General features: G+C 64.1%; 23 protein-coding genes and 1 tRNA gene. 6 read left to right on the top strand and 18 right to left on the bottom strand.

All coding sequences use genetic code 11. The features are described from left to right. Nucleotides 1-90: 90 nt before the first annotated feature. From smpB to prfB, 4 genes are all read right to left on the bottom strand, one after another. The gene (gene smpB, locus OK352_RS07785; protein WP_265140901.1) at nt 91-567 is read right to left on the bottom strand and encodes an SsrA-binding protein SmpB; all 477 of its coding nucleotides are present in this window, start codon (nt 565-567) and stop codon (nt 91-93) included. Nucleotides 568-656: 89 nt separating this feature from the next. Then, nucleotides 657-1,577 carry a permease-like cell division protein FtsX gene (ftsX, locus tag OK352_RS07780; RefSeq protein ID WP_265140900.1) on the bottom strand — a complete coding sequence of 307 codons (921 nt, stop codon included), beginning with the start codon at nt 1,575-1,577 and terminating at the stop codon, nt 657-659. After that, nucleotides 1,574-2,539 (bottom strand): cell division ATP-binding protein FtsE, encoded by a 966-nt coding sequence (gene ftsE / locus OK352_RS07775; protein WP_265140899.1) that lies wholly within the window; start codon nt 2,537-2,539, stop codon nt 1,574-1,576. Before ftsE ends, ftsX begins: the two co-directional genes overlap by 4 nt. A gap of 73 nt (nt 2,540-2,612) precedes the next feature. Further along, a complete protein-coding gene (prfB, locus tag OK352_RS07770) occupies nt 2,613-3,719 on the bottom strand; it encodes a peptide chain release factor 2 (protein ID WP_265140898.1) in 1,107 nt (368 codons plus the stop codon). 58 nt (nt 3,720-3,777) lie between these two features. Here prfB and OK352_RS07765 point away from each other — a divergent pair, with 58 nt between their 5' ends. After that, a complete protein-coding gene (locus OK352_RS07765) occupies nt 3,778-5,034 on the top strand; it encodes an MFS transporter (protein ID WP_265140897.1) in 1,257 nt (418 codons plus the stop codon). 3 nt (nt 5,035-5,037) lie between these two features. Here OK352_RS07765 and OK352_RS07760 read toward each other — a convergent pair whose 3' ends face one another. The 7 genes from OK352_RS07760 to OK352_RS07730 are packed head-to-tail and all read right to left on the bottom strand — an operon-like array spanning nt 5,038 to nt 9,554. Then, the gene (locus OK352_RS07760) at nt 5,038-5,478 is read right to left on the bottom strand and encodes a pilus assembly protein TadG-related protein (RefSeq protein WP_265140896.1); all 441 of its coding nucleotides are present in this window, start codon (nt 5,476-5,478) and stop codon (nt 5,038-5,040) included. Continuing rightward, entirely contained in the window at nt 5,475-5,942 is a 468-nt protein-coding gene (locus OK352_RS07755) for a TadE family protein (protein ID WP_265140895.1), read from the bottom strand. Before OK352_RS07755 ends, OK352_RS07760 begins: the two co-directional genes overlap by 4 nt. Next, on the bottom strand, nt 5,917-6,312 hold the full coding sequence (locus OK352_RS07750; RefSeq protein ID WP_265140894.1) for a TadE family protein: 396 nt from the start codon (nt 6,310-6,312) through the stop codon (nt 5,917-5,919). Before OK352_RS07750 ends, OK352_RS07755 begins: the two co-directional genes overlap by 26 nt. Before the next feature lies 1 nt (nt 6,313). Next, nucleotides 6,314-6,496, bottom strand: a complete 183-nt coding sequence (locus OK352_RS07745) for a hypothetical protein (RefSeq protein ID WP_265140893.1) — start codon at nt 6,494-6,496, stop codon at nt 6,314-6,316. Nucleotides 6,497-6,529: 33 nt separating this feature from the next. Continuing rightward, a complete protein-coding gene (locus OK352_RS07740) occupies nt 6,530-7,453 on the bottom strand; it encodes a type II secretion system F family protein (RefSeq protein ID WP_265140892.1) in 924 nt (307 codons plus the stop codon). Continuing rightward, complete coding sequence (locus OK352_RS07735) at nt 7,450-8,322, bottom strand: type II secretion system F family protein (RefSeq protein WP_306387785.1); 873 nt, start codon at nt 8,320-8,322, stop codon at nt 7,450-7,452. Before OK352_RS07735 ends, OK352_RS07740 begins: the two co-directional genes overlap by 4 nt. Then, the gene (locus OK352_RS07730; RefSeq protein ID WP_265140891.1) at nt 8,319-9,554 is read right to left on the bottom strand and encodes a TadA family conjugal transfer-associated ATPase; all 1,236 of its coding nucleotides are present in this window, start codon (nt 9,552-9,554) and stop codon (nt 8,319-8,321) included. The genes OK352_RS07735 and OK352_RS07730 overlap by 4 nt, the downstream gene beginning before the upstream one ends. A 122-nt stretch (nt 9,555-9,676) precedes the next feature. On the opposite strand from OK352_RS07730, the gene OK352_RS07725 reads away from it, so the two are divergent. Then, nucleotides 9,677-9,758: transfer RNA gene (locus OK352_RS07725), tRNA-Leu, on the top strand. 49 nt (nt 9,759-9,807) lie between these two features. Continuing rightward, nucleotides 9,808-10,539: a DedA family protein gene (locus OK352_RS07720; RefSeq protein WP_265140975.1), complete on the top strand. Its 732-nt coding sequence runs from the start codon at nt 9,808-9,810 to the stop codon at nt 10,537-10,539. A gap of 10 nt (nt 10,540-10,549) precedes the next feature. On the opposite strand, the gene OK352_RS07715 is transcribed toward OK352_RS07720, so the two are convergent. From OK352_RS07715 to murI, 4 genes are all read right to left on the bottom strand, one after another. Next, entirely contained in the window at nt 10,550-11,458 is a 909-nt protein-coding gene (locus OK352_RS07715; protein WP_265140890.1) for a cation diffusion facilitator family transporter, read from the bottom strand. Nucleotides 11,459-11,558: 100 nt separating this feature from the next. Then, nucleotides 11,559-12,146: an RdgB/HAM1 family non-canonical purine NTP pyrophosphatase gene (rdgB, locus tag OK352_RS07710; protein ID WP_265140889.1), complete on the bottom strand. Its 588-nt coding sequence runs from the start codon at nt 12,144-12,146 to the stop codon at nt 11,559-11,561. Continuing rightward, the gene (rph, locus tag OK352_RS07705; RefSeq protein WP_265140888.1) at nt 12,143-12,874 is read right to left on the bottom strand and encodes a ribonuclease PH; all 732 of its coding nucleotides are present in this window, start codon (nt 12,872-12,874) and stop codon (nt 12,143-12,145) included. The genes rdgB and rph overlap by 4 nt, the downstream gene beginning before the upstream one ends. Further along, entirely contained in the window at nt 12,871-13,722 is an 852-nt protein-coding gene (gene murI, locus OK352_RS07700) for a glutamate racemase (RefSeq protein WP_265140887.1), read from the bottom strand. Before murI ends, rph begins: the two co-directional genes overlap by 4 nt. A gap of 37 nt (nt 13,723-13,759) precedes the next feature. Here murI and OK352_RS07695 point away from each other — a divergent pair, with 37 nt between their 5' ends. Further along, nucleotides 13,760-15,076: a nicotinate phosphoribosyltransferase gene (locus OK352_RS07695; RefSeq protein ID WP_265140886.1), complete on the top strand. Its 1,317-nt coding sequence runs from the start codon at nt 13,760-13,762 to the stop codon at nt 15,074-15,076. Between the two features lie 13 nt (nt 15,077-15,089). Here OK352_RS07695 and OK352_RS07690 read toward each other — a convergent pair whose 3' ends face one another. Genes OK352_RS07690 through OK352_RS07680 form a run of 3 tightly spaced genes read right to left on the bottom strand, consistent with a single transcriptional unit; the run spans nt 15,090 to nt 18,041 of the window. Beyond that, a complete protein-coding gene (locus tag OK352_RS07690) occupies nt 15,090-15,371 on the bottom strand; it encodes a DUF3039 domain-containing protein (RefSeq protein ID WP_265140885.1) in 282 nt (93 codons plus the stop codon). A 31-nt stretch (nt 15,372-15,402) separates the two neighbouring features. Beyond that, on the bottom strand, nt 15,403-16,977 hold the full coding sequence (locus OK352_RS07685) for a hypothetical protein (RefSeq protein ID WP_265140884.1): 1,575 nt from the start codon (nt 16,975-16,977) through the stop codon (nt 15,403-15,405). Next, nucleotides 16,953-18,041 carry an ATP-binding cassette domain-containing protein gene (locus OK352_RS07680; RefSeq protein ID WP_265140883.1) on the bottom strand — a complete coding sequence of 363 codons (1,089 nt, stop codon included), beginning with the start codon at nt 18,039-18,041 and terminating at the stop codon, nt 16,953-16,955. Before OK352_RS07680 ends, OK352_RS07685 begins: the two co-directional genes overlap by 25 nt. Before the next feature lie 256 nt (nt 18,042-18,297). Between OK352_RS07680 and OK352_RS07675 the strand changes: the two genes are divergently transcribed. Both OK352_RS07675 and OK352_RS07670 read left to right on the top strand, forming a co-directional pair. Continuing rightward, nucleotides 18,298-18,753 carry a hypothetical protein gene (locus tag OK352_RS07675; protein WP_265140882.1) on the top strand — a complete coding sequence of 152 codons (456 nt, stop codon included), beginning with the start codon at nt 18,298-18,300 and terminating at the stop codon, nt 18,751-18,753. A 39-nt stretch (nt 18,754-18,792) separates the two neighbouring features. After that, complete coding sequence (locus OK352_RS07670; protein ID WP_265140881.1) at nt 18,793-19,335, top strand: hypothetical protein; 543 nt, start codon at nt 18,793-18,795, stop codon at nt 19,333-19,335. Nucleotides 19,336-19,745: the final 410 nt, after the last annotated feature.

Genomic DNA, 19,745 nt, shown 5'->3' with positions numbered 1-19,745 from the left:
TCCCGGCTCTCACCGGACAGGCATCCACTGGATGCAGTACTAGAGAATAACACGCCGATACCCCGGTTCATTCCCCGCGGCCGAAGGAGTTCACTCCCCCAGCCGGTTGCGCGTCGCCATGGCTCTTTCGGCCTCACGCTTGTCCTGCCGCTCTCGGAGCGCCTGACGTTTGTCGAACTCGCGTTTACCCTTGGCGACAGCGATCTCGACCTTGGCGCGACCGTCAGAGAAGTAGATCTTCAGGGGAACAAGCGTGTATCCACCAGGAGCGATCTTGTGGCTGATGCGTGTGATCTGCTGACGGTGCAGCAGAAGCTTGCGCTTGCGCCGCGGCGAGTGGTTCGTCCACGTGCCCTGAATGTACTCCGGAATGTGCACGGCATCGAGCCAGGCCTCTCCCTTGTCGATGTACGCATAGCCGTCGACGAGCGAGGCACGCCCCTCGCGCAGGGCCTTCACCTCGGTTCCCCACAGCACGAGGCCGGCCTCATAGGTGTCCTCGATGAGGTAGTCGTGCCGCGCCTTGCGGTTGGTGGCCACAACCCTCTCGCCTTGTTCCTTCGGCACGGTCTACTCCATCGATGCGTCACAAATGATCATGGGATGCTGCGCGCGAAGCTCGCGCAGGCAGCCCACAAGTCTATCAGCCGTGGCGCCTAAATCTTGAGATAGCGCTTGATTGCGAAATTGGCGCTCAGCGCGGCCAGCAGGATTCCGATCACGATCAACAGCGGCACGACCAGGAAGGAATCACCGACGTCGACGAAACTGATGAACAGCAATCGCGGGGCGAGATATCCCTGAACGAAGAAGTGCACGAGCGCGACGACGGCTCCACCGGCAAGGATCGACCCGATCACCGCTGAGAAGACGCCCTCGAGGATAAACGGCGTTTGAATAAACCTATTCGAGGCTCCGACTAGCCGCATGATCCCGATCTCCTTGCGGCGGGAGAAGGCGGAGAGCCGGATCGTCGTCGCAATGAGCAGAACTGCCGCGACCAGCATCAGTCCGGCGATGCCGATGGCGGAGTAGCTGGCGATGTTGAGGACGCTGAAGATCTGGTCGAGGTATTGACGCTGATCCGTCACCGACTCGACGCCCGGGGTGTCCGAGAACGCTTCGATGAGGACCGCTGACTGCGACGGGTCCTTCAAGTTCACCCAGTACGTCTGATTGAACTGTTCCGGTGTCACGAGCTCCGTCATCTCGTTGCCCTCGAACTGCTTTGAGAAGTTCTCATATGCCTGTTCGTGGTCCTCGAAGTAATACTCCTGGATGTATCGCGACAGCGTCTCGTCTTCCAGCTGCGCCTTCACAGCATCAAGCTGCTCCTGGGTCGCCGCACCGCCTGCACACGCCGCGTCGACGGCAGCATCCGTCTCGGTACACATGTAGATCGCGACCTGCGCACGGTCGTACCAGTAGTTCTTCATCTGGCCGATCTGCATCTGCATGAGAGCCGCCGCCCCCACGAAGGTGAGCGAGATGAACGTGACGAGGATCACCGAGATCACCATCGACGCATTGCGGCGCAGCCCGTTGAGCGCCTCCGACAGGACGAGATTCAGCCTCATGTGGTCGGTCCTACATTCTGCTCGTCATCGCCACGATCGGAGTTGGAGCGCAATCCGAGGCGCTCGGCGAGGGACAAGTGCTCTGACGTGTCGGCGTCCGTCGCCGTGTCGTCCGCGTCTTCGGGCACCGCGGGCGCAGCATCCGGTACCGATTCGACGGTCACGGGAACAGCGACCGAATGAGTATCCGGCGTCGACGCGGCTTCCTCTGCCTCTGCTTTCGCCTTCTCGGCCTGCTCGCCGCGCTCGGGCAGCGGTGTGATATCGATGATCGACGCGGTGTCGCCGTAGCCGCCCTTCGTCTCGTCGCGAACGACGCGTCCGTCCACGAGCTCAACGACGCGTCGGCGCATCCTGTCGACGATGGCTGCCTCGTGCGTCGCCATGACGACTGTCGTGCCGTTGCCGTTGATCCGTTCAAGCAGCTGCATGATTCCGGCGCTCGTCGCCGGGTCCAAGTTTCCCGTCGGCTCGTCGGCGAGGAGGATCTGCGGCTTATTGACGACGGCACGGGCAATGGCGACGCGCTGCTGCTCACCTCCCGAGAGTTCGTGCGGCATGCGACCGCCCTTGCCGTCGAGGCCGACGAGTTTGAGGACGTCAGGGACGGCCTCCTGCACGAAGCCGCGCGATTTGCCGATCACCTGCAGCGAAAACGCGACATTCTGAAACACAGTCTTCGTCGTGAGGAGTCGGAAGTCCTGAAAGACCACACCGAGGTTACGACGGAAGTACGGAACCTTGCGGTTCGAGATCGATACGAGATCGTGTCCAAGAACGTGCACGGTGCCGCGTGTCGGACCCTGCTCTTTGAGAATCAGCTGCAGGCAGCTCGATTTTCCCGACCCCGAGGCTCCCACGAGGAACACGAACTCGCCCCGCTGCACCTCGAGGTCGACGCCGTTGAGCGCCGGCCGCGGGTTGCCCGGGTATTTCTTGGTGACCGTGTCGAATCGAATCATGACTCTTTAGAGCCTAAGCAGGCGGCACGCCAACCGGCGGAGCGACTCACCCCAGCGTCCGGCATTCAGCGTTTTAAGCGTCTTTCATCGATCGCCAGCGGATACCCGCCGCGATGAATCCGTCGAGATCGCCGTCAAACACGTTGCTGGGGTTGTTGACCTCGAATTCGGTTCGCAGGTCTTTCACCATCTGGTACGGCGCCAAAACGTAGGAGCGCATCTGATCGCCCCAGCTCGCCGTGATGCTGCCCGCCAGCTCCTTCTTCTTCGCTGCTTCCTGCTCGCGCTGCATCAGGAGGAGCCGTGACTGCAGAACGCGCATGGCGGCCGCACGGTTCTGAATCTGGCTCTTCTCGTTCTGCATCGATACGACGATTCCCGAGGGAACGTGCGTAATTCGCACGGCCGAGTCCGTTGTGTTCACAGACTGACCGCCAGGTCCGGAAGACCGAAAGACATCGATGCGGATGTCCGTGTCGGGAATCTCGATCTCCGTCGCCTCTTCCATGAGCGGGATCACCTCGACGGCCGCGAAGCTGGTCTGCCGCTTGCCCGCCGAGTTGAAAGGGCTCATCCGCACGAGCCGGTGCGTGCCTGCTTCGATGGACAGCTTGCCGAACGCGTACGGCGCATCCACTTCGAACGTCGCCGATTTGATGCCGGCCTCTTCGGCGTAACTTGTGTCGAGGACCTTTGCCGCGTACCCGTGATGCTCCGCCCAGCGCAGATACATGCGCAGCAGCATGTCGGCAAAGTCAGCGGCATCCACCCCGCCGGCCCCAGCCCGAATCGTGACCACTGCGGGTCGTGCGTCGTACTCGCCGTTCAGCATCGTCTGAATCTCGAGATCCGCGATCGTGCGCTGAAGACCCGTGAGTTCGGTGCGCGCCTCGTCCGCCGATTCCTCGTCTCCCGCTTCGTTGGCGAGTTCGACGAGCACTTCGAGGTCGTCGATCCGTTGTTCGACGCTCTTCACCCGGGCGAGGTCCGCCTGTGCATGGCTCAACCGGCTCGTTACCTGCTGGGCGCGCTCCGTGTCGTCCCACAGACCCGGCGCCGATGCCTCGGCACTCAGCCGCTCGATGTCGTCGGTCAGTTTGTCGACATCAAGCACCGTGCGAATATCGGCAAAGGTCGCGCGCAGCGCGTCGATCTCCGCGCTCATATCAAGGTCTAGCATCGTCTCCCCACACTACAGGGCCACTGGCTGAGCCGCCCGTGACTAGGCTGGACTCGTTATGGCCGACGACGATTCCGGGTTCTCTCTGCGCACTGTCGCCGCCGCCGTCTACCTCCCGACCCTGCTTTTCGGCATCGGCGAGGGGGCACTCATCCCCCTGATCCCGGCGGCCGCCTCCAGCTTGGGCGCCACCATCGCCATCGCCGGAGCCATCGCGGCGATGCTCAAAATCGGCGAGCTGGTCGGGGACATTCCGAGCGGCATTCTCGTGAGCCGCATCGGCGAGCGCACGGCGATGATCGCGGCCGTCGCTCTCGCCCTCGTATCGGCCGTCGCAATCATGCTCGCCCCAACCCCGTTCGTGCTGGGCATCGGAGTCTTCGTCCTTGGCCTTGCTACCGCGGTGTTCGCCCTCGCCCGGCACGCGTTTATGACGACGTATGTTCCGATCAGATTTCGCGCCCGCTCTCTCTCGCTCCTCGGCGGCGTGTTCCGGGGCGGCCACTTTATCGGCCCCCTGCTGTCGGCACCGATCATCCATCTCACGGGCGGGATGGCGGGCGTGTACTGGACGATGGTGGTGTTCTGCCTGAGTGCAGCGATCGTGCTCCTCGTCCTTCCCGATCCAGAGAAGGTCGCACGGGCGCACCGTGTCTCGGTCAGGACGACCACATCAGAGGTCGCTGTTCCGCCGACGGGAATCATCGCGACGATCGGTGCCAATCGCCGGGTGCTCGGGACGGTCGGAGTCGGGGCCGCGATCCTCTCTGCGCTCCGCTCGGCACGCACCGTGATTATCCCGCTCTGGGCGGTGAGCCTCGGCGTCGACGAGGCCTCGACGGCGTTGATCATCGGCATTGCCGGCGCCGTCGACTTCGCACTTTTTTACGTCAGCGGGCACATCATGGACACGTACGGTCGGCTCTGGGGAGCTCTGCCGCCGATCATCGGCCTCGGCGCGGGCTTGGCACTGCTTGCCTTCACACACGATGTCCCATCGGCTGTCGTATGGATGTGCGTGGCGGCGGGTCTTCTCGCTGTCGCGAATGGGATTAGCAGCGGCATCCTGATGACCTTGGGTGCTGACCTCGCCGGCCCTCGGAATCCGGCGCCGTTCCTTGGCGCGTGGAGGTTCGTGACGGATGCTGGCGCGGCAACGAGCCCTCTCGTCATCGCCGGTGTCACGGGACTCGCATCGATCGCCGTTGCCGCTGGCTCCCTCAGTGGTCTCGCCGTTGTCGGAGCCGTCGTGATGGCGACGTCGCTCCCCCGCTACATCAGCCGGCCCCCGCGACGCCCCTCTCTCGAAGATTGACCGTCACTCGAAAACTGACCGCGCGACACTCGTCACCTCGACGCGGATTCCCTCGGGAACGAACAGGGTGAGGACGGGCGGCTGCCACTGGCTCGACACCGTGACCGTTGCGCTCACCCCGTCTCTGCTCGTTGCTCTGACGAGTGTCAGGTCGTCCTGATCGGCAAACGCGGGGTCATCGAGAAACGCCGTCACTGCCCGGTCCACGTCGGCGGGGTCCAGTGTCAGCGCGGGAGCGCCGTCGTCTGCGCGCACGTCAGACAGGGAGAAGGCCTCAGCCCCGACGAGTGCCGCGGCATCAGCGACGCTGACGAGCTGCTTGCGCTCCAGATACAGAGACGTCGCGGCAGCGACGATCAGGATGAGCAGAAGAGACAGCGCCCCGTAGAAGATCGTCAGTATCAGTGTCGAGCCGTCGTCGTTGCGCCCCGTCGCGCGCTTCATGGCGTGCCCCAGAAGCGCGAGACTTTCTGAACTGCATGCGCCTCAACGGGAACGCTCGCGGCTTGGCGAACATCGAGGACGTCAGGGACGAGCGGGAGGGCGACCGCCGCGGTCACTGTCACGGTCACGACTTCGCCGCGCCTCAGGCATTCTGCTCCAGACCCATCGGCGCATGTCACCGTGACGTGAGCCTCGTCTGCGTCCACACCGAAGTCGGCGAGGCTGACTCGCACTGCCGTCTCGACGCGCGTCAGCGCAACACTCGGGTCGTCGGCGAGTACGAAGACGCGCGCCGCCTGTTTGGCTGCCCCTGTGACGGCAAGGGATCCTCCCTGAATCTGTGAGAGGGCGATGACCAAATAGACCAATGGAACCAGAAGGATCAAGCCGGCCGTGATGAACTCGAGCGATGCCGAGCCGCGATCCTCGGTCAGGGGATCAGTCAAGCGTTTCGCGAGCCGCATGCCCTGATACCTCCAAACCGCTGTCAATGCCGATCAGCCCGATCACCGGGAGTGTCGTCGTCACCGTCACTTCAGCGCAGGGCTGGCCGTTCCAGGTCTCGTATGAGACGGCAATGTCTCCCACGTAGTCGGGTCCGATCGCCGTTGAGATGAGCTCCCGCGTGAGGGCAGCGCCGTCTGACAGTGTCGAGTCGGCCAACGCCGCCGTGCGGGCTCCTTCGGCGGCAGCATCCAGCACCGTATTGCGCACCAGCAACGCCAGTCCCAGCTGGATCACGCTCACCGTCAGCAGTGTGAGCAGACCAGCGACGAGCGAGAACTCAGCGACGGCGGACCCGTCGTCGGCGCACAGCCGTTGGCGAAGCCCCACGTCACATTCCTGTGACCTTGGCGATGGCCTGCTCGAAGATCGCACTCAGCGCGGGGCCGGCAAGCCCCCAGATCAGGATCACGAGCCCAGCTGTCATGAGCGTGATCAACACCCACCCGGGAACATCGCCCGTGTCATCTGCCAGGTCAGGCACGTCGAGCAGCCGACGTCTCAGCGTCTTCATTTTTCCTCTCACTTTCTCCGATGGTCATCGATGTTAGAATCCGGCGCGCAGAACAAAAATGCCCGGCAAGAGGGCGAAGGCGATGGACAGCGGCAGAATCAGCAGCACAAGCGGTACAAGCATCGCGACTTCCTTGCGCCCGGCTGCTTCGAGAAGCGATCGTTTGAGATCGTCGCGGGCGTCCTGCGCCTGAGCCCTCAGCACCTGGGCGATCGGAGATCCGTGTTCCATCGCCGCACGCATCTGTTCCACGGCGCGCGTGAGCGATGGGGAGCCGACCCGTGCCGCGCAGCGAGTCAGGGCGACGGCGACCGGGACGCCCGCCGATATGTCGACGAGAGTGAGCCTCACCTCAACGCTCAACTCCCCCGATCCGATTCGCGCGATCCGCCGCAGAGCATCGACGATGCCCTCCCCGGCAGAGAGCGACAGGCTGAGGAACTCCAGAACCGTCGGGACCTCCTCACTGATGCGGGTGACACGGGATGCTGCGCGACGACGCAGGTACACGTCGCATCCGACGACGGCTGCAGCGGCAACCGCGAATGGCATGGCGACGCCTGCCATCGGACGACCGTTCTGAGCAAAGACAACGCCGAGTGCTGAACCGGCGACAATTCCGGCTCCTCCCAGCAGCACTTGGCGCACGCGGAACTGCTGCACGTTCAAAGACCACCCAGCCTGGGCCAACCACTTCTCGACAGACACGTTGCCGCCCAGAAGCGCAGAAAGCGCGCGCACCGCGCGGCCGACCACGGGTGAGAGCAACCGCCCGAGCACGGGAAGAGGGTCCGAGACCCGTCGCTCCGTCAGCTGCCGTGCCTCCTCAGAAACGTCGAGCAGGTACGGTGCGATCCTCTCCGACAGTCGACGCGCGCCCACACGAGGAACAACGGCCGCGACGGACCAGAGCCCCACTCCGAGCATGCAGCCGAGTACGACGGCAAGACCGGTCACCGGAACCACCTCCGCTCTTCGGGAAGGCGACCGAGCGCGAGCATGAATCGATACGCAACCACAGACACCACGGCGCCGGCGACGATTACCGTGACTCCGATCGGCGAATTATAGGCGGCCGCGGCCTCGGGCCGGGAGGCGAGAAGGAACAGAATCAGCCAGGGCGCCGCGACCCCGAGCTTGGCGGCGTTGCGCACCCACGATTGCCGGGCATCGACCTCGGAGCGGATCCCCGAGTCTTCGCGAATAGCTGCCGAGAGGCTGCGGAGCACTCCCGGAAGCTCTGTGCCTCCGACCTCGCGCGCCATCTTCAGCGTCTCGATGATGCGGTCGGCAACGGGGTCTCCGAGATCTTGCTTGAGACGATCAAGCGCACCAGTGAAAGACGCGGAGGTGCGGTAGTCATGCGCGAAGGAGCGGAAAGACCCTCGGAGTGACTCCGGACCGGCTTCGGCAAGCTGAGCGAGTGCATCGGGAAGGGCGGTTCCTGCGCGAATAGACGAGACCAGATGATCGACGACGTCCGGCCACAGCATCCGATGTGCTCGCCGCGTCGCCCGTGCCCGCCACGTCACGATGGTGACCGGAGCGAGAAGCCCGACCGTACCGGCCAAGACCGTCAGGATGATGATGCCGAACCACGCCTGAACGGCACCGCCGGCCAGCGCGCCGAGCAGAATCGACACCACAAAGAAGACCGGCACGGGCACAGAATTCAGGCCGGCAAGAGACAGACGCGACCGCAGCTCGTGCCCGAGAGCGTGCTCGCCTGTGCTTGGGCGTACAAGAACGGTATCGGGAAATGCCGCGGCGATCACGATGAGCGCCCCGCCCATGCCCAGGATTAGGCCGAGCCCCAGAGCGATCATGATGCTCCCCTAGTCACGAGCTCGGCGACGTCGATTCCCGCCGCCACATATTTGTCGGTCTGTTCAGGGATGGCTCCGGTCGCGCCAAGACCGTGTGCCGTCCGCCGGTAGATCGTCGTTGCCTCGAGCTGCCCGTCGTGCGAACGTCCCGTTGGAGCCGCGATTTCGACGATCCGTCGCACGCCCGCGGCATCGCGAGCGCAGTGGACGACGAGATCGACACACGAGGCCACTGTCGGCACGACGAAGGCGCTGTCGATGTTCGCCCCGGCGAGGAGAGGGAGCAGGCAGAGTTTTCGCAGCGCGTCCGTCGCCGAGTTGGCGTGCACGGTGCACGCGCCCGGAACACCGGAATTCAGAGCGATGAGCAGATCGAGGCTCTCTGCCTCGCGTACCTCACCCACGACGATCCTGTCGGGGCGCATGCGGAGCGATTCCTTGATGAGGCGGCGCAGTGTGATCTCTCCCGTTCCCTCGAGGCTCGGCTGGCGACACTGCAGGCCGACAGCATCCGCCGCTGTGACGTCGAGCTCGAAGGTCTCTTCAACCGTGATGATGCGCTCTGACTGCGACACCGCGTTCAGCAGCGCGCCGAGCAGCGTCGTCTTGCCTGCCTGCGTCGCACCCGACACCAGGATGTTGCAGCCGGCGCGCACGCTTGTCGACAGGAACTCCGAGGCCTCCTCAGACAGGGCCTCCCGGGCAACGAGATCCTCGAGTGTGCGAATGCGATGCGTGAATTTGCGAATGTTCACGGCCATGTGCCGACGCGTCACATCCGGAATCACGACGTGAAGACGAGACCCATCGTCGAGGGAGGCGTCAACGAAGGGCGAGCTGACATCAACGCGCCTTCCCGTGGCCTGCAGCATCCGCTCGACGAGGTCTCGAACGCCGGTTTCGGTCAGCATGACATCGGTGAGCTCGGGGTCTCCTCCTCGGGCCACGAAGACGCGCGTGGGGCTGTTAATCCAGATCTCTTCGATCTCTGGATCGTCAAGAAACGCCTGCAGCGGACCGAGCCCCGTCAGTGTCGCGATGATCTGACGTGCGGCGGCCCGCTCATCGTCGATCAGCTGCCCGGTTCCGGCAAGTGCCTGTTCAGAGTAGCGTCGCAGCTCGTCCGAGACGTAGCGTTCGGTGAGCTCAGCGTGGTTCGCGAGGTCGGTTCCCTCACGTCGTACGCGCTCGCGGACAGCCTCAGCGATGATGTCCACTGCGCTCGTCGTCATGCCGCCATCATGCCGAAAACGCGAGACCGACGTGAAAGTTATCCACAGTCTCGCGCGGGCCCGGATGATCGGAGGGATCTCACAGTCTGTGTACAAGAGAAAGTCAATAAACTGGGTCGTACGCGGGAGTGGTGAAATTGGCAGACACGCAGGATTTAGGTTCCTGTGCTTTCGAGCGTGTGGGTTCAAGTCCCACCTTCCGCACGCGGGCTATCGCCCTGTCGAACCCCATCCGTAGGGAGCACACCTGATGATGCACGCCGGTCTCATCCCGTGGCTCGATCCTGAGCTGATCATCACGACCGCGGGTCCATGGGCGGTGCTTGTCGTGTGCCTCATCGTCTTTGCTGAAACCGGTCTTCTCGTCGGATTCCTCCTCCCCGGCGACACGCTCCTGCTGATGGCCGGGCTGCTGTCATTCACCCCCGGACTCGGCTTCGATGTGTGGTGGGTCGCCCTGTTCATCGGCGCTGCCGCATTCCTCGGCGGTGAGGTCGGCTATCTGATCGGCAACCGCGGCGGGCCGAAGGTATTCGAGCGCAAAGAATCTGGCCTATTCAGCGCCGAGAACGTGAATCGCACCAATGCGTTCTTCGAACGTTTCGGCCCCTTCGCGGTGGTCGCCGCCCGCTTCGTACCGGTGGTGCGCACGTTCGCTCCCGTCGCGGCGGGTGTCGCCCACATGGACTACCGCCGGTACAGCCTGTACAACTTCATCGGCGCGATGATCTGGAGCGGCGGCATTGTGTTCGCCGGATACTTCCTGAGTTATGTTCCGCCCATCGCCGATTTTGTGCGCGACTACATCGACCTGATCCTTGTGGCGGCTGTTGTGCTGACGGTCGTGCCCTCCGTCTGGCACTATCTGTCGGCCCGGCGCAAGGCAAAGAACGCACTCGCGACTCGCCGAGAGACTCATCCGGATGCTGCAGCGGCAGCCGAGTCTCAGCAGGACCAGTGCATGGTCGACAAGCCTCGGCGCTGACACCGCTGCGTCACGCGTGCGTGGTGTCTTCACTCACTGTGCGGGTGGCGGGCTCGAGCTGGAATGTCGAATGCTCGACGTCGAAGTGCTCGGCAAGGCACGAGCCGAGCTCATCGAGAAGACCGGCGACGCGCCCCTGCGCAAACACTTCCTGCGTCACAATGACGTGGGCCGAGAACACCGACGCTCCCGACGTGATCGACCACACATGAACATCGTGGACGTCGATGACACCCGGCGCCGCCCGCACGTGATCGCGGATCAACTCGACGTCAGTGCCCACCGGTGTGGACTCATTGAGGACCCGCCACACGTCACGCAGCAGGATCCCGGCACGGGGAAGGATGCCGGCGGCGATGAGCAGCGACGCGATCGCATCAGCTTCGACGAAGCCCGTCGTCATGATCACGATCGCTGCGCCTGCGACGAGGACAGACCCGAGAAGGTCGCCGAAGACCTCGAGGTAGGCGCCCTTCATGTTGATCGATCGCTGCGCGCCGTCTCGCAGGAGCGCCAGCGAGATCGCATTGACGACGAGTCCGACGAGCGCGACAAGGAGTACAGGCAGCCCATCGACTTGGCCGGGGTCAGGCTCGATGAGCCGCTGAATCCCTTCCAGGGCGACGGTGACCGCGACGACAGTGAGGATCAGTCCGTTGAGAAGAGCAGCGAGAACCTCGGTCCTCTGGAAGCCCCAGGTGTGCCGATCCGTGGCCGGACGAGCGGCGATGCCGATCGCGATCAGCGCGATGATGAGCCCGGTGAGGTCGGAGAACATGTGTCCCGCGTCCGCGAGCAGGGCAAGCGAGCCGGTGAATATGCCTCCGACCACCTCGGCAACCAGCGTTGCCGAGACCAAAACGATGACGACGATGAGCCGTTTCCGGTTCGTCGTTCCGTGAGAGTGATCGTGGGCCATGCCTCCACGTTAGGCAGGTTCGCTCGCGGTTCTCCAGCGTGTCTCGCAGATAGGAATGATGGCCATTCTCATTACCAATCCGCGCCCGACGCGAAGCGGTTCACAGTGCCTGAAGAATCGGCACGGCAGCGCGGAAGGCACGAGCCCGGTGCGAGATCTCGTTCTTCTCGTCCGGGGCGAGTTCAGCGGAACTGACCGTGTATCCCTCCGGGACGAAGATCGGGTCATAGCCGAAGCCGTGATCGCCGCTCTCGTGGTGGGCTACGCGCCCCGGCCACTCCCCCCGGGCGACCTGCTCCAACCCGCTTTTCGGATCGACGATGGCGATTGCGCAGTGGAATGTTGCAGCACGATGCGCATCGCCGATGTCCGCGAGCTGCGCGAGCAGCAGCCGCCGGTTCTCGTCATCCTTCCGCGTACCCGACCACCGCGCCGAGAAGATCCCCGGTGCTCCGCCCATGATGTCGACACTGATGCCGCTGTCATCGGCGAGGGCGATCCGTCCAGTGTGAGCCGCCGCGGCCCGGGCCTTGATCAGCGCGTTCTCATCGAAGCTCACGCCGTCTTCTATAGGTTCCGGTCCGTCGTAAGGTTCGATGGCGATGTCGGGGACGTCGCGACCGAGAATCTTCTGAAATTCCGTGATCTTGTGCGCGTTGTGGCTCGCGAGCACGACATCGAGTGTCATGCGCGCTCGAGGGCTTCGCGCTGGAACCCGCTGAGTTCCTGCGCCCCAGCGGTCGCCAGGTCGAGAAGAGCGTCCAACTCACCGCGATCAAACGGTGCACCCTCTGCGGTGCCCTGCACTTCGACGAAGAGCCCGCGCCCGGTGACGACGACGTTCATGTCTGTCTCCGCTCGCACGTCCTCGACGTATGGAAGGTCGAGCATCGGCTCGCCGTCGATGATCCCGACGGAGACCGCAGACACGCTGTCGATGAGGGGCACTGAGTTCTTGCCAATGTGCCCTTTGCCGCGCGCCCATTCCATCGCATCGACGAGTGCGACGTATGCACCGGTGATCGCGGCAGTGCGCGTTCCGCCATCGGCCTGCAGCACGTCGCAGTCGATCACGATTGTGTTCTCCCCCAACGCCTTCATGTCGACGACGGCGCGCAGGCTGCGTCCGATCAGGCGCGAGATCTCGTGCGTGCGGCCGCCGATCTTTCCTTTGACGGATTCGCGGCTTGAGCGCTCATTGGTCGCGCGCGGCAACATCGCATATTCCGCGGTCACCCAGCCTTTGCCCTTGCCGCTCAGCCAGCGCGGCACGCCGGGAGTGAACGACGCGGTGCAGAGCACCTTCGTCTTGCCGAACGAGATCAGCGCCGAGCCTTCGGCCTGCTCGCTCCAGCCGCGCTCGATCGTGATTGGCCGAAGCTGATCGGGAGTGCGTCCGTCTTTGCGTGTTGTCACGTATGGTCTCCTTCTTTGAGTGCTGCGTGCAGTGAGGCAAGGTCGATTGCGCCCGTCTGCACAAGATTGACAGACGAGATCTCGTGCCCAATCAGTCGGTGCGCGAGTTCGAGGAACTCGTCGGCGCTTTGCCCCGTGGCTTCGTAATGATGCGCCGGCGGCGCGGATGCTGTCCGGGCGATCCCCCGGTCGATGAGCGTACGGTACACGTCGTTCGCGGTCTCGGTATCACTCGAGACCAAAGTGACCTCCGGGCCCATGACATACGAGATCACGCCCCTGAGGAACGGATAGTGGGTGCATCCGAGCACGAGCGTGTCGATTCCCGCGCGGCGCAGCGGGCTCAGGTAGTCCTCGGCGACGTCAAGCACCTCAGCGCCCGTCGTGACGCCGGCCTCCACGAATTCCACGAATCTCGGGCACGCCCGCGCGACGATCTCGAGGTCCGGAGCTGCGGCAAAGGCGTCGTGGTACGCACGGGAATTGATCGTGCCCTCGGTGCCGATGACCCCGACTCGGTGATTGCGCGTCGTCGTCACCGCCGTGCGCACGGCAGGTTGGATCACTTCGATCACGGGCACGGAGTATCGCTCACGAGCATCCCGCAGCATCGCCGATGATGCCGTGTTGCAGGCGATGACGATCATTTTCACTCCTTGCGCGACGAGATCGTCGAGCACATCGAGTGCGAATCGCCGGACGTCAGCGATGGGTTTGGGCCCGTACGGCGAATGTGCCGTGTCGCCGACGTAGAGCACCGATTCGTTGGGAAGCTGGTCTTGGATCGCCCGTGCGACGGTCAGCCCGCCGACCCCCGAGTCGAATATCCCAATCGGTGCATCAGTCACACCTCAAGCCTAGCGGCCTCGCCATTAGGCTTGAGGCGTGGACACGTCGACGGCATTGCGCACAGACCGCTACGAGCTCACCATGCTTGAGGCGGCGATCGCTCGCGGAACGGCCGACACGCCGTGCATGTTCGAGGCCTTTGGGCGCCGCCTTCCCGGCGCTCGTCGTTATGGCGTCGTCGCGGGGATCGGGCGTGTTCTTGAACGCATCCGCGATTTCCGCTTCGACGATGCCGAACTGGAGTGGCTCTCCTCCCATGAGATCGTGAATCCATCGACGATCGAATGGCTGGCCGATTACCGGTTCACGGGCGATGTCTGGGGGTACGCAGACGGTGAAGCATATTTCCCGGAGTCACCGATCCTCATTGTCGAGTCCTCGTTCGGCGAGGGTGTGCTTCTCGAGACGCTGATTCTCAGCATCCTGAATTACGACTCGGCGGTGGCAGCTGCCGCAACTCGCATGGTGACCGCCGCATCGGGTCGTCCGCTCGCCGAGATGGGTTCGCGGCGCACGCATGAGGATGCCGCCATCGCCGCGGCCCGCGCCGCATACATCGCAGGCTTCGACGCGACGAGCAATCTCGAAGCCGGGCGCACGTGGGGAATCCCGACGATGGGCACGGCCGCTCACGCGTTCACGCTGCTCCACGAGAACGAGGAGGAGGCGTTCCGGGCGCAGATCGCGTCGTCCGGAACGGGAACGACACTGCTTGTCGACACCTATGACATTGCTCAGGGCGTCGAGACCGCGATTCGCGTGGCTGGCCCGGATCTGGGAGCGATCAGGCTCGATTCCGGCGATCTGCCGACACTCGTCGTCGACGTGCGCCGTCAGCTGGATCGCCTCGGGGCGCACGCGACGAAGATCACGGTCACGAGCGATCTTGACGAGTATGCGATCGCGACGCTTCAATCCGCCCCGGTCGATTCCTATGGTGTCGGAACGTCTCTCGTCACCGGTTCCGGATCGCCCGCCGCGGGGCTCGTGTACAAGCTCGTCGCCCGGCAGGGTGACGGCGGCTCGTGGGTACCTGTCGCAAAGGCGTCGGCGGGGAAACGATCAGTCGGCGGGCGCAAGTTCGCCACGCGCGTGCGCGACGAGAACGGCATTGCCCGGCAGGAGAAGGTGTATCTCGGCCTCGGGCCGGAGGACGCCCAGGCGATTCCGGCCACCGAGCGCCCGCTTCTCCATCCGCTGATCGCAGCGGGTGAGATCAATCAGCAACACATCGGCTCAGACGGCACTCACGCCGCGCGTGCACACCATGCGGATGTTCGTGCTGAGCTTCCCGCCGATGCGTTTCGGCTGGGCCGCGGTGATCCGGCTCTGCCGACGACGTTCGTCGAGTGACGATTCTCCGTCGCTACTTGTCGCGGAGCCGCTCGTATACCTTCTTGCACTCCGGGCAGACCGGGAACTTCTCGGGGTCACGACCGGGAGTCCACTTCTTCCCGCAGAGTGCCCGCACGGGCTTGCCCGTCATCGCGGACTCGAGGATCTTATCTTTCTTCACATAGTGTGAGAACCGCTCGTGGTCGCCGGGATCGATCGTCTCTTTCTCGATGAGCTCTTCGAGCTCACGGTCGAGCACGGAGGTCGAGCCTCCCGTCGACAGAGGGTCCTCTGTGCGCACCTGAACGTTCATAGTCACATTCTAGACCGTTCGAGTGGATCGGTCAGTGGGAGGTAACGAACTCGATGATCTCCGGGCCGCGGCGGTCGAAAGCGCGACCACCGAGCCAGATGCCGAGGGCGAAGACGAGAACCCCGCTGCCGAGGCCGACAAGGAGCGACAGCATGGTTGCACCCTCGACGCCGTTGAGCCCCTGCCACGCGAAATAGAGCGTTGGGACTGCCAGGATCACGGGGATGGCCAGGCCAAGTGTCTGGCTGACGCCGCCGCGCGATCCGCTGAACTGTGGCTGCTGAAACGCGCTGTCTCCTGGCGCTGCGGCCGGGTACGGGAACACTGTCGACACGTAACTCGACACGCCCAGCCCGCAGAGGAGGAGGCAGGCTGACACACCGAACATGCTGGGTAGAACTGACCAGTCGCCGTAGAAGGCGATAGAGATCATCGAGCCGATTACGACAATGGGCACGCCGATGAGCAGTGTGGGGCCGGTGCGCCCGAGCCGGTCGGCGTATCCTCTCACGCCCGACGCCACATGCAGCCAAACGGCGCTCGCATCGAACGCAAGGTCGTTGTGCAGGGACCATCCGAGAAAGAGCGACATGAACGGCAACGGCAGGAGCGCGAGCGGCTCCGCGGGAACACCGGCGATGAGCAGGGGCGGTATGAGCAGGAAAGGCAAGATCGGGATGATCAGAATGGACACGATATAGCGCGCGTCCCGCCCCCAATAGCTTAGGCTGCGCGCAGCGATCGCGCTCGTTGCTTTCGCCGGCATGACATCGAACCATCCGAGACTGCCGAAGCCGCCTTCGGGGATCACACGCGGAGGTGTGCGCAATGCTCGTGCGACGAGCGCCCACCAGAGGAGATACAGCACGGCGACGGTCCCCGCAGCGACGGCGAGCTTTCCCCACGCCGCGGCCGTGTGGCCGAGCGCTGCCGCGCCGGGGGCAGCCCACACCGCGCCGAAGGGTGTCCAGCTGACGACCTCGGCGGCGCGGCTGAACTCGCTCATTCCCGAGCCGGCACTCCAGTCGATGCCGAGGGCGAAGATGATCGCGGGCGCGATGAGAACGAGCGTCAGCAGCAGGAAGACGACGCGCAGTTCGCGCGATTTGCGGGTCACCAGAGCTCCACTTGCGATGTGCTCGGCAATACGCCCGGCCACAACGCAGGTTGCGATGGCGAGGACAGCACTGATGACGGCGATCACGGTGGCGAACGGCGATCGACTCCACGTCACGACTGTCGTTGCGCAGAGCACGACCACAACCAAGCTGGGCAGGCTCAACAGGCTGGCAAGCAGCGTCCCCGGTGCGAGCACCGCGCTGCGGATGCCATAAGGGGCGAACGTCCGCGGATCCATGGGATCCGTCACGCCGAGCATCGACGGCACGAGAAGAAACCCGAGAACCACGAACGACCCGGTGACGACGAGAAGATCTCGAACATTCGCCGCGCCGGCCGTCGTCAACCCGACGAGACCGTTCGCGAGCGCCCATGTCGCGGCTGCGACGACGGCGACGAGCAGCACCCAGCCGATGATGCGCCCCGGGCGTGCTCGAAGCGGTCCGAACGCGAGCTCCAGCCTCAGTCGGAGAAGCTGTGCAACCATTCAAGGTCCTCCGTCGCCTTGCGTCCACCGACAAGTGAGATGAAGCGCTCTTCCAGGGTGCCGCCATCGCGGACGTCGTCGATCGTGCCTTGTGCCAGCAGCTCACCGCCAACGATGATCGCCACGTTGTCGCAGACGCGCTCGATGAAATCCATGCCGTGGCTCGAGAGGATGACGGTTCCGCCATTCTCGACGTACTTCTGCAGAATCTCCGTGATGCTCGCCGCCGAAACCGGGTCGACGGATTCAAACGGCTCGTCGAGCACGAGAACGCGCGGTGAGTGGATCAGGGCGCAGGCAAGAGCGATCTTCTTCGACATGCCCGCGGAGTAATCGGAGACCAATCGCCCGACAGCATCCTCGAGCCCGAATGCGCGCGTCAGGCTCTTCACACGGGCACGAACTGTCACGTTGTCGAGGCCGCGAAGCACTCCCGAATAATAGAGGAGCTGCGCACCGGTCAGCCGGTCGAACAGTCGCATCCGGTCGGGCAGCGTTCCCATCATGCGCTTCGACGTCGCCGGGTCATCCCACACGTTTGTCCCGCCCACCGTAATAGTGCCGGAGTCAGGACGGAGAAGGCCTGTGATCATCGACAGAGTTGTGGTCTTTCCTGCCCCGTTGGGCCCGACGATTCCATAGAAAGATCCCGAGGGGATGTCGAGATCGACGGATGCCACAGCAACGGTGTCTCCGAAGCTCTTGCTCACCCCGCTCAGAGTGACGGCCCCCTGTGCCTCTGATGGCGCGTTCGTGTCAGAAGGAGTCGGGCCCTGCCGAGCCTCTTCCTCGGCACGCGCGCGCTTCTCCGCAGCTTCCGTTGCGCGTGCTTCCTTCGCCGCGTCGCGTGCGCTGGCCCGTTCCGCTGCCCGGACGGCGAGCTTCTCACGCTGGCTGGCGATGCCCTGTCGTGTTCGCGACCATGTGGCACGGAGCCACGTCTTCACTGGGTTCGGCTCATCGTTCGTGTCAACGCCATGTGAACTGGTGAGTTCGGCGGAATCACCGTCTGGGAAATCGCCGTCGACAACCATCGGCGTCGAGTCATCGTCGGGATCCGTCACTTCGCGAGGTGCTTTCACCTGTTCGGCCGCAGAGCGCTGTGCAGCGGCACGCGCAGCGTCAGCAACAACCGAGGATGCCGCAAGGTGCGGAACCGCAGCGGACTTCTGATCAGAGGCTGCCTGCGAATCCGATGTTCTCGTGGGGGAACCTGTGGGCTTCTGACGGGCATTGGCCTGGTCTTCTGGCGTATCGGGAGTTCCCGCGTTATCTGTGCCGCTCGGTTGTGGTGCGTCAGCCGCTGGAAAATCTGCGGTGATGTCATCCGGCGAACCCAGCGTGTCGCGCGCAGCGACCGGCTCCTCCGAATCCTCGCGAGTTTCGTTGGGGGATGCCGCAGCGGCAGCCGCTGTCTCAGCTGTTGTGGCGGTGTTCGCCGCTGCCGAGGAATCGGTGGCCTGCTGCTTGTCGGGTTCGGCCGCCGTTTCTGTGGCTGATGCCGCTGTCCGTTGTGCCGTGGTGGGTTTCGTCTCGGGTGTGCCTGCGTGGCTGTCCTGTTTCGGCGCCGACGTCTGGGCCGCGTTTGTTGGCGCATTCGCTGACGACTCGTCATCTAAGGATGCTGAGGTTTGCGTTGAAGCCGCAGGCTTCGTGGTCTTCGCTGTCGCGGGTGTTGCCTTCTTCGGCGTTGTCTTCTTTGATGCCGTCGTCTTCGCCGGGGCCGCAGATGTCGGGGCCTTCGTCTTCGTTGCCTTCGGTGCTACCGACGTTTGAGCGGAACTCGGAGTCTCCGCTTTCTTTCCCGCAGCGCCTTTGGCTGTCGTGCTCTTGCGCGCCGTGCCCTTGCTGGTTGTGCTCTTGCTCGTCGTGCTTTTCGCCGTCGTGCTCTTTGCCGCGGCACTCTTCGTCGCCGTGTTCTTTGCCGCGGCACTCTTCGTCGCCGTGTTCTTTGCCGCGGCACTCTTCGTCGCCGTGTTCTTTGCCGCGGCACTCTTCGTCGCGGTACTCTTCGCCGCGCTGCCCTTCGGTGCTGCGCCGTTCGTCGCGCTGCCCTTCGTCGCCGTGCTCTTTGCTGCGGGGCTCTTCGGCGCTGCACCCTTCGTCGCGGTACTCTTCGCTGCGGTGCTCTTCGCCGCACTGCCCTTCGGCGCTGCACCCTTCGTCGCGCTGCTCTTCGCTACAGCCCCCTGTGCCGAGGCAGCCTTCTTCACGCCGGACTTTGCGCCCGAAATACTCGCGCCCGCGTCACGCTCAGAAGAGGTGCCCGCCGATGCAGTCGAGCTCGTTTCGGGATTCGATGCCCCGTCGCCTGTCACCTTCGACGGTGCGGAGGGCCTCTTCGCCGACGTCTTCTGAGATGCCGACGTGGACGATGTGCTCGTCGTCGGTCGGGTCGAACTCGGTGAGGCTTTCCGCCCACCGGAGTGAGGCGATTTCTTCGCCCCACGCGGAGCTGCGGCGCCCCCGGAGGACGACGTGCCCGAGACAGGAGCTCGCTTCACCGGAGCTTCGGCGACCGTCGACCGGCTGCTGGTAGCGCCCGTGGAACTCTCACCGTGATCGTCGAGGTTCCTCTCCGAACGCGTGGCGTCCTGGTCCGTCTCCTCGTTGTCCTGCGACGCGGTCAAGGACGCCGTCTCATCGGACTCTGCATTCTTCTCTGCAGAATTCGCGGACGGCGTCTCATCGGGCAATGGCGAAGGCGCAGAAGTCACCCATGAAATCTACCAAGTCGACCTGACAAGCACCTCATCCGAGAGGACTAT

The sequence above is a fragment of the Microbacterium sp. MPKO10 genome (assembly GCF_026107415.2).
Lineage (GTDB): Bacteria > Actinomycetota > Actinomycetes > Actinomycetales > Microbacteriaceae > Paramicrobacterium.
The sequence above is the reverse complement of the archived record's forward strand: the minus strand, read 5'-3'. Positions and strand labels throughout refer to the sequence as shown.